The 7,628-nt window shown below is 62.2% G+C and carries 9 protein-coding genes and 1 pseudogene; 4 read left to right on the top strand and 6 right to left on the bottom strand.

Going from position 1 to position 7,628, the window contains the following annotated elements; all coding sequences use genetic code 11:
- Positions 1-261: pseudogene (locus ACK5NW_RS01785) on the top strand (hypothetical protein); the annotation flags it as partial.
- Positions 262-281: 20 nt separating this feature from the next.
- On the opposite strand, the gene ACK5NW_RS01780 reads toward ACK5NW_RS01785, so the two are convergent.
- Both ACK5NW_RS01780 and ACK5NW_RS01775 read right to left on the bottom strand, forming a co-directional pair.
- Positions 282-494: a zinc-finger domain-containing protein gene (locus tag ACK5NW_RS01780; protein WP_416924537.1), complete on the bottom strand. Its 213-nt coding sequence runs from the start codon at positions 492-494 to the stop codon at positions 282-284.
- Between the two features lie 18 nt (positions 495-512).
- On the bottom strand, positions 513-1,451 hold the full coding sequence (locus ACK5NW_RS01775) for a branched-chain amino acid transaminase (protein ID WP_416924536.1): 939 nt from the start codon (positions 1,449-1,451) through the stop codon (positions 513-515).
- A gap of 158 nt (positions 1,452-1,609) precedes the next feature.
- Here ACK5NW_RS01775 and ACK5NW_RS01770 point away from each other — a divergent pair, with 158 nt between their 5' ends.
- Positions 1,610-3,016 (top strand): S1 family peptidase, encoded by a 1,407-nt coding sequence (locus ACK5NW_RS01770; protein ID WP_416924535.1) that lies wholly within the window; start codon positions 1,610-1,612, stop codon positions 3,014-3,016.
- Positions 3,013-4,050 (top strand): FHA domain-containing protein, encoded by a 1,038-nt coding sequence (locus ACK5NW_RS01765; RefSeq protein WP_416924534.1) that lies wholly within the window; start codon positions 3,013-3,015, stop codon positions 4,048-4,050. Before ACK5NW_RS01770 ends, ACK5NW_RS01765 begins: the two co-directional genes overlap by 4 nt.
- 12 nt (positions 4,051-4,062) lie before the next feature.
- On the opposite strand, the gene lysM is transcribed toward ACK5NW_RS01765, so the two are convergent.
- Positions 4,063-4,545 (bottom strand): peptidoglycan-binding protein LysM, encoded by a 483-nt coding sequence (lysM, locus tag ACK5NW_RS01760; protein WP_416924533.1) that lies wholly within the window; start codon positions 4,543-4,545, stop codon positions 4,063-4,065.
- A gap of 119 nt (positions 4,546-4,664) precedes the next feature.
- Between lysM and ACK5NW_RS01755 the strand changes: the two genes are divergently transcribed.
- A complete protein-coding gene (locus tag ACK5NW_RS01755) occupies positions 4,665-5,447 on the top strand; it encodes a type III pantothenate kinase (protein ID WP_416924532.1) in 783 nt (260 codons plus the stop codon).
- 104 nt (positions 5,448-5,551) lie between these two features.
- Here ACK5NW_RS01755 and ACK5NW_RS01750 read toward each other — a convergent pair whose 3' ends face one another.
- The 3 genes from ACK5NW_RS01750 to ACK5NW_RS01740 are packed head-to-tail and all read right to left on the bottom strand — an operon-like array spanning position 5,552 to position 7,305.
- Positions 5,552-6,406: a M48 family metallopeptidase gene (locus ACK5NW_RS01750; protein WP_416924531.1), complete on the bottom strand. Its 855-nt coding sequence runs from the start codon at positions 6,404-6,406 to the stop codon at positions 5,552-5,554.
- 45 nt (positions 6,407-6,451) lie between these two features.
- The gene (locus ACK5NW_RS01745; RefSeq protein ID WP_416924530.1) at positions 6,452-6,937 is read right to left on the bottom strand and encodes a YbjQ family protein; all 486 of its coding nucleotides are present in this window, start codon (positions 6,935-6,937) and stop codon (positions 6,452-6,454) included.
- A 23-nt stretch (positions 6,938-6,960) separates the two neighbouring features.
- Positions 6,961-7,305, bottom strand: coding sequence for a YbjQ family protein (locus tag ACK5NW_RS01740; RefSeq protein WP_416924529.1), 345 nt, complete (start codon positions 7,303-7,305; stop codon positions 6,961-6,963).
- Between the last annotated feature and the right edge of the window lie 323 nt (positions 7,306-7,628).

Below are 7,628 nucleotides of genomic sequence, written 5' to 3'. Positions count from 1 at the left end.
TGGTTGATCGCGGCCGGACTGCCTGCTGCCTGGCGGCAGCGCAGTGTCAGCGGGCGCTTGGGCGTTATCGCCCTGCTGACAGAGCTGGTGGCGGTGATGAGCAACTCGGCCCTGCGCGATGCACAGATTGGCCTCAGCCTGTGGTTTGTGGTGCTGGTGTACCAGCAGTTATCAGCCGCGCCGGAATCAATGTGGCGTGCGGCCCTGCCTGGCGGGGGCAGGCTGCCGGGCGCAACACCTACACCGCCCAGCAGCACATAGGCCACCGCTTTGCGGCTTGTTCAGTGCCCGGCAGCGGCGGGCAGTTTTTCGCCCGCTTTCAGACGGTAAACGGTGCTGCAATACGGGCAGTGTGCCTCGCCAGTGTGGGCCACGTCCAGGTAGACCCTGGGGTGGGAATTCCAAAGCTTCATATCGGCCTTGGGGTTGGGGCAGAACACGCCACCGTAGTCGTTGAGGTCGCTGGCGGTGAGTTCGACAGGGGTTGTTTTCATGAATCGGTTCCTTGTGCTTCAGACTTTGGTCAGCCACTGGGCGTATTTGGGATTGCGTCCGTTCACGATGTCAAAGAAAGCGCTCTGAATCTTCTCGGTCACCGGGCCGCGCTGGCCTGCGCCAATCTGCACGCGATCCAGTTCGCGGATGGGCGTCACCTCGGCGGCAGTGCCGGTAAAAAACATCTCATCGGCAATGTAGCACTCGTCGCGCGTGATGCGCTTTTGCACCAGCTTGATGCCAAAATCTTCGCAAATGTGCAGCACCGTGTTGCGCGTGATGCCATTGAGCGCGCCCGCCGACAAATCCGGCGTGTAGATCACGCCATCTTTGACCAAAAACACGTTTTCGCCCGCGCCTTCGCTGACGAACCCGGCTGAATCGAGCAGCAGGGCCTCGTCATAACCGTCGTCAATGGCTTCCATGTTGGCCAAGATCGAGTTGCTGTAGTTGCTGACAGCCTTGGCCTGCGTCATGGTGATGTTGACGTGGTGGCGCGTGTAGCTGCTGGTCTTGATGCGAATGCCTCTTTTCATGCCCTCTTCGCCCAAATAGGCACCCCAGGCCCAGGCCGCCACCATGACGTGAATGGTGTTGCCCTTGGGGTTGACGCCCAGCTTTTCCGAGCCAATCCACACCAGCGGGCGCAGGTAGCAGCTTTTGAGCTGGTTGGCGCGCACCACTTCTTTTTGTGCCTCGTTCAATTGCTCCAGCGAGAACGGCACCTTCATGCGCAAAATCTTGGCGCTGTTGAGCAAGCGCTGGGTGTGCTCTTGCAGGCGAAAGATGGCCGTGCCTGCTTGCGTGTCGTAAGCGCGCACGCCTTCAAACGCGCCGCAGCCATAGTGCAGCGTGTGCGACAGCACGTGGATTTGGGCATCGCGCCAATCGACCAACTGGCCATCGAACCAGATTTTGCCGTCGCGGTCGTGCAGCGGGGGTGGGGCGGAACTCATGGGGTTTTTCCTTCAGGTGGGACGAGTCAACGCGGGTGCTTGGGCCAGCCGGAGGACAATTCGGGGTGCACGCTGGGTGGGCAATTCCGCCTAAACTGCACATTTTACGTTTGCGTACGCTCGGTAATAACCGGGTATTCGCCAAGGCTGTACTCGACTTGAACATCCCAAAACCACTTACCACTGGCTTTGCCGCACTGCTCGCACTGTGGCTTGGCCTGAATGCCCATTGGGCACATGCACAAACACAAGCGGCCAAACCCGCCCCCACCGTTGCGGCTCCCGCTGATTCAGCCCTGCATCAAGGCGCTGCCACGGGGCGCAGCGACGATGAAAGCAAAGCCCCTTCCGCCGACGCCCAGCAAGCCTATCGCGTGGCACGCGACAAGCTGGTGCAGGTGCGCACGCTGCGACGCAAGACCAGCACACAAAGCAGCACGGGGTCGGGTTTTTATGTATCCAGCGGCGGCCTGATCGTGACCAACTTTCACGTTGCCGCCGATCTGGCGCTGGAGCCTGAGCGGCACCGGGGCGTGGTGGTGTCGATGGACGGGGCGGAAACCCCGGTGGAGTTGCTGGCCTTTGATGTGCAGCACGACCTGGCCGTATTGCGCCCCGCAGGCACCGCAGGCGCGCACGCCGCCCTGGCGTTGCGCCCAGCCACGCAACCGATGACGCGCGGCGAGCGCATTTACTCGCTGGGCAACCCACTGGACGTGGGCTTTGCCGTCACCGAAGGCATTTACAACGGACTGGTGCAGCGCAGCTTTTACCCGCGCATTTTTTTCGGTGGTGCACTCAATCCCGGCATGAGCGGCGGCCCGGCGCTGGATGCCGCCGGGCAAGTGGTGGGCGTGAACGTGTCCAAACGGGTCGACGCCGAAATGGTGAGCTTTCTGGTGCCCGTCCAATTTGTCGCCCAACTGATCGAACAGGCACACAGCGCCCAGCCCATCACGCAACCAGCCTATGCCGAACTCACGCGCCAGCTCAAAAACCACCAGGAGGTGCTGGTAGATCGCTATATTGCTGCGCCAGCACGTCATGAACGCTATGGAAGTTACAGCGTGCCGGTGCCCGACGAAGCCCTGGCACGTTGCTGGGGCGATGGACGAGGGCGTGACTCCAACTCACTGTTCGATTTTGAGCGCAGCGACTGCACGCTGGACAGCGGTGTTTATGCGGGCCTGGGAGACATTGGCGACTTGAGCGTGCGTTACGAAGCCTACGACGGTCGGCGCCTGCAAGCCTTGCAGTTTGCGCAAATCTACGGCCAGAGTTTCCAGAACGAATCCTTTCGCACCCGCGGCAACCGTCACCTGACGGCGGTGGAGTGCAAAGAGTCGTTTGTGGACACTCAGGGCCTGACCCAGCGCGCCGTGCTGTGCCTGTCGGCCTACCGCAAGCTGGAAGGGCTGTACAACGTTTCATTGCTGATGGCCACCGTGCAACAGCCCAAGTCGGGCGTACTCAGTCGGCTGAACGCCAGCGGACTGACGTTTGATAACGCCGAGCGGCTGATCGCCCATTACATGCGCGGCTTTGCGTGGGAGGGCAAACCATGAACGCGGCCACTGCTGACAGCATGCCCACATCCATGGCTGCTGCGCCTGCCGTACTGGAAATAAGCACGCGCGGACACCGGCAACCTGCGGCTGTGCCCATCCTTGAATGGCCCATGACCATTGGCCGCGCCGTGGATGCCGACGTGGTGCTGACCGACCCCTGCGTGGCCGCACACCACTTGCGCATCAGTGTTGACGACAACGGCACGGTCTGGGTCGATGTGCTGGACACGCGCAATGGTGCGCGGCATGCGGGCCGCCATTACCCGGCGGGCAGCCGGTTCGCCTGGCGCGCTGCCTCGCCCATCCAGCTGGGCCCGGTGGGGCTGGAATTGCGCCACGCCAGCGCGGAGCTGCCCGCAGAGCAGCTCTGGCACCGCCGCAGTGCCAGCGGTTGGTTGGTGCTGGCAGCCGGGACGCTCGCCCTGTTGGGGGTAACGGCGTTTCAGGTGTGGCTGGGCATTGATCGACCCGGCGAATGGCTGCGCGAACTGCCCACGGCATTGATGGGCGTGCTGGCGGTCTTGCTGCTGTGGTGTGGCGGCTGGGCTTTGCTGGGCAAGCTGCTGTCGGGACACGCCTGGTTTGGCCGCCATCTTGGTGTGGCAGTCGCTGGGCTTTTGGCCGTGGATGTCTTGCAGCAATCGGCTAGCGTGGCTGCTTTTGCCTTTTCATGGCCCATGCTGGCGCGCTTTGACGCTGTGCTGTTCGCGGGCGTCGCCGCTGTGGCCATTTGGGCGCATTTGCGCCTGGCCACCCGGGTTGCGCCGCGTCGGCTGGGCATGGCCGTGGGCGTGTTGGCCGCTGCCGCCGTGGCAGTGCCCATGGCGCTCAACTGGCAGCAAACCAAACGCCTGAACAACACCCTCTACATGAGCGAGTTGTACCCGCCGTCGTGGCGTCAGGCTCCAGCCGAATCGGTGGATGCGTTTGTCAACAACGCCCGCCAATTGATGGAGCCACTGGCTCAGCGCCGGGCCGATCGCAGCGACGAGGTGCAAGATCAGGTCGACGAGCTGGACGCCGACCTTTGACGCGCGCTTGAATCAGGCCGCCGGAATGCGCAGCTTCTGCCCCGGGTAAATCTTGTCCGGGTGGCTCAGCATGGGCTTGTTGGCCTCGAAGATCACCGGGTACTTGTTGGCGTCACCGTAGTACTTCTTGGCGATGGCGCTCAGCGTATCGCCCTTGGCCACGTCGTGGAACTGCGAGGCGGTGCCTGCGGGGTATTGCAGGTTGTTGTCCACGCTGGCTACGCTGGCCACGTTGCCTGCGGCCAGGCCAGCTTTTTCGGCCGATTCCTGATCCGGGGCCAAGCCCACCAGGGTGACTTTGCCACTGGCCCCGTCAAAGCTGACGACCAGGCCCGACAGGCCCAGATTTTGCTGCTCCACGAACACCTTGATGGCATCACCAGCCTTCTGGTTCAGCTCGGCCAGGTTGGGCGCATTGCTGGCGGCAGCTTGTTCGACCTCTTTGTGGCCAAACAGTTTTTCACCAGCGTCTTTGATGAAACTGAACAATCCCATGAACATGCTCCTTGTGTGGGTGAGAAAGAAAGGGGCTATCACTTTACCCGCTTCAACTCGACATTTCAGCTCGCCAATGTGGCGGCATGATGAAGCAAATGCGCTTATATTGCGGCTTCATGACCTTCTTGGCACTTGATGTCGGCAATACACGACTGAAATGGACACTGTACGACCACCCCGAACCCGGCGCCCAAGTACTCGGGCATGGCGCTGAATTTCTGGAGCAGATCGAGCGTCTGGCCGAGGCCGACTGGCTGAAGCTGCCTGAACCCACCCACATGCTGGGCTGCATTGTGGCGGGCCAAGCCGTCAAGCACCGCGTGCAAGAGCAGATGGAGCTGTGGAACGTAGAGCCACGCTGGGTGGTAGCTTCTGAAGCCGAGGCAGGCTTGATCAACGGCTACGACCATCCCAGCCGCCTGGGCGCTGACCGCTGGGTGGCCATGATCGGCGCGCGCCACCACATGCTGCAACGCGGCCCCATGCGGCCCATCATCCTGGTCATGGTGGGCACCGCCGTCACGGTCGAAGCCATCGATGACCAGGGGCGCTTTCTCGGCGGGCTGATTCTGCCCGGCCACGGCATCATGCTGCGCTCGCTCGAATCCGGCACCGCCGGGTTGCACGTGCCCACCGGCGACGTGAAAGACTTTCCCACCAACACCAGCGACGGTTTGACTTCAGGCGGCACCTTCGCCATCGCCGGGGCGTGCGAACGCATGGCCCAACACCTGAAAGCGCGCTGCGGTGGTCGCGAGCCGCTGTGCCTGATGACCGGCGGCGCAGGCTGGAAAATGCTGCCCTCCATGGGGCGCGACTACGATTTGGTGGAGAGCCTGATTTTTGATGGCCTGCTGGTGGTGGCCGCTGACCGCGAGGTACGCCGATCACAGTTTTGAGAGCGTGTTCAACGTCTCAGCGTGATGGGTGTGGGATGCAGATCGGGATGGGCTGCTTCATACGCCGTTTCAAAGCCTTCTGTGATGTCCTCGAAGCATCCCGTTTACTTGGCATCCTCTGGCTTGCCCTGCATCACCTCTGGCAGCGGCGTCAGCGCGGCACCGGGCGGTGCCTGCGCACTGGTCGCCTGAATGTCGGCAATGCGCTGCTGGGTGTCGGGATGGCTTTTGAGCCATTCGGGCACATGAACATTGGTGGCATCAGCGTCCTGCGCCGCTTCATGCTGCATGGCGGCAAAGAATTCGCTGGCCCCCAGCGTATGGCCGTAGTGCGCAGTCAGCGCCTGCAATGCTGCGGCGTCGGCGACGCGCTCTTGCTCGCGTGAGAAGTTCAGGTGCGTAAGTGCCGCCGCCGATTGGCCGACGATGCTTTCCGAGCCACTGCCCAGCAAGGTGCCCAGCGTCAGCCCCACCAAAGTCCCGCTGCCCACAGCCACCAGCGGATCGCGGTGGCGCACGTGCGCCAACTCGTGCGCCAGCACCATGGCCAGGCCGTTTTCGCTGTGCAGCTTGTCCACCAGGCCGCGATAGATGGTGACATGGCCGCCCAGCGTGGCGAAGGCGTTGGGGATGTCCTGCTCGCTCCAGTGCACTTGCACGCGCATGTCGGCAGGAAAGTCCATGTGCGCGGCCAATTGCCCGGCCAGCATCTGAAGGTATTGTTGCTGGGCCGCAGGGGCATCGTCCGATGTCAGTTGCGCGGCAATCGGGTCGGCCAGTTGTTGCTCGTAGCGAAACGGGATCCATGGGGCCAGCCAGCGAAAAGCCAGCACCAATGTGACCACCAGCATCACGATGCCGAGCACCAGCGCCAGGCTGAGTTTGGCAAATTCACCCACTGCCGAGTGCGGCCCGACATTGACGTCGTCGCGCACCGGCGGGTTGTCGTAGCCTTGCATCAGCGGCGGATATGTTGGCTGGCGCGACGATAGATTGCAGTGGCGTTAACGCATGCGCGCCGCATCACCGGGCGACCAGGCGGTGCCATAGGCCAGAAATTCTGCGCAGCCCACACCAGCGCGGCCCGATTGCTCTTGCAGGCTGGCAGTTTCCAGCCGCACGGCAAAAATGGCCGTGGCCCCCAGCGTCTGCGCCTGCTCTTTCATGCGCAAGATGGCCTCACGTCGGCCGCGATCCATCAGCGTTTCGTAGCTGGTCAGGCGACCGCCAAACAGGCTTTTCAGGCCCGCTGCCATGGTCTTGAAGTAGTCGCTGGAGATCACCACCGAGCCTTGCACCAGATGGAAGTCCCGCCCCGCCATGGCGGGCGACGTGCGCTTTTCGTTGAACACCAGAATGTGGCGCAACTGCGCTTCGCGCTCGCGGATGGATTGGTAATGGCGTCGCTCCAGCATGGAGCCGACGAACAGGCCCACCAGGGCCAGCGCAACCGGCAAGCCCAGATTGATGATCAGGTCAATGTATGGCATGGCGCTGGCTCTCTACACCGGCATCAGCGGGATGCATCCGATGCCGAGGCGTTCTTGGCCAACTGCACCGCCGTGCCATAGGCCAGCAACTCAGAGGCCCCGGCGGCGATGTTCGAGGTAGAAAACCGCACGTTAATGACGGCATTGGCCCCCACGCTGCGGGCCTGCTCCTGCATGCGGGTGATGGCCTCCTGGCGCGATTCGTTCAGCAGCTCGGTGTAGCCCTTGAGTTCACCGCCGACGATGTTTTTCAGCCCCGCCATCAAGTCGCGTCCGGCATGCTTGGCGCGCACGGTACTGCCCTGCACCAGGCCCAGGTGCTTGTGGATGGTGTGGCCTGGAATGTATTCGGTGTTGCTCAGCAGCATGGTGCTCCCTCGATGATGGATTTGGTTTCTTGAACGACCAGCCGCTGCCCCTTTGGTGGAGCATGGCAAAGCGAGTGTATATCCGCAGTGCGTCTTTCCCTAAAAGCGAAGATTCTCATTTTCCAAGCCGTGCGAACATACACATCGCCACCATCAAAGTCCAGGTAAGCCACCATGCTCAATTTCTTCAAAAAGAAAGCCACGCCGCAGCATCCGCCTGTGGTCACCGAGCCGCAACACCCGCCCGTGCCCAAAATCCTGCAAGAGGCGCTCAAGGACTATCCGGAGCTGGTTGCCAGACTGGAGAAAGGACTCAAGCGAAC

Origin of the sequence: Ottowia sp. (assembly GCF_047975795.1) — a bacterium.
GTDB lineage: Bacteria > Pseudomonadota > Gammaproteobacteria > Burkholderiales > Burkholderiaceae_C > Ottowia.
The sequence above is the reverse complement of the archived record's forward strand: the minus strand, read 5'-3'. Positions and strand labels throughout refer to the sequence as shown.

What these genes read in the sequence shown, in the direction of transcription:
- ACK5NW_RS01780 (WP_416924537.1), bottom strand. Translation starts at nt 494, where the DNA reads ATGAAAACAACCCCTGTCGAACTCACCGCCAGCGACCTCAACGACTAC.
- ACK5NW_RS01775 (WP_416924536.1), bottom strand. Translation starts at nt 1,451, where the DNA reads ATGAGTTCCGCCCCACCCCCGCTGCACGACCGCGACGGCAAAATCTGG.
- ACK5NW_RS01765 (WP_416924534.1), top strand. Translation starts at nt 3,013, where the DNA reads ATGAACGCGGCCACTGCTGACAGCATGCCCACATCCATGGCTGCTGCG.
- lysM (WP_416924533.1), bottom strand. Translation starts at nt 4,545, where the DNA reads ATGGGATTGTTCAGTTTCATCAAAGACGCTGGTGAAAAACTGTTTGGC.
- ACK5NW_RS01755 (WP_416924532.1), top strand. Translation starts at nt 4,665, where the DNA reads ATGACCTTCTTGGCACTTGATGTCGGCAATACACGACTGAAATGGACA.
- ACK5NW_RS01750 (WP_416924531.1), bottom strand. Translation starts at nt 6,406, where the DNA reads ATGCAAGGCTACGACAACCCGCCGGTGCGCGACGACGTCAATGTCGGG.
- ACK5NW_RS01745 (WP_416924530.1), bottom strand. Translation starts at nt 6,937, where the DNA reads ATGCCATACATTGACCTGATCATCAATCTGGGCTTGCCGGTTGCGCTG.
- ACK5NW_RS01740 (WP_416924529.1), bottom strand. Translation starts at nt 7,305, where the DNA reads ATGCTGCTGAGCAACACCGAATACATTCCAGGCCACACCATCCACAAG.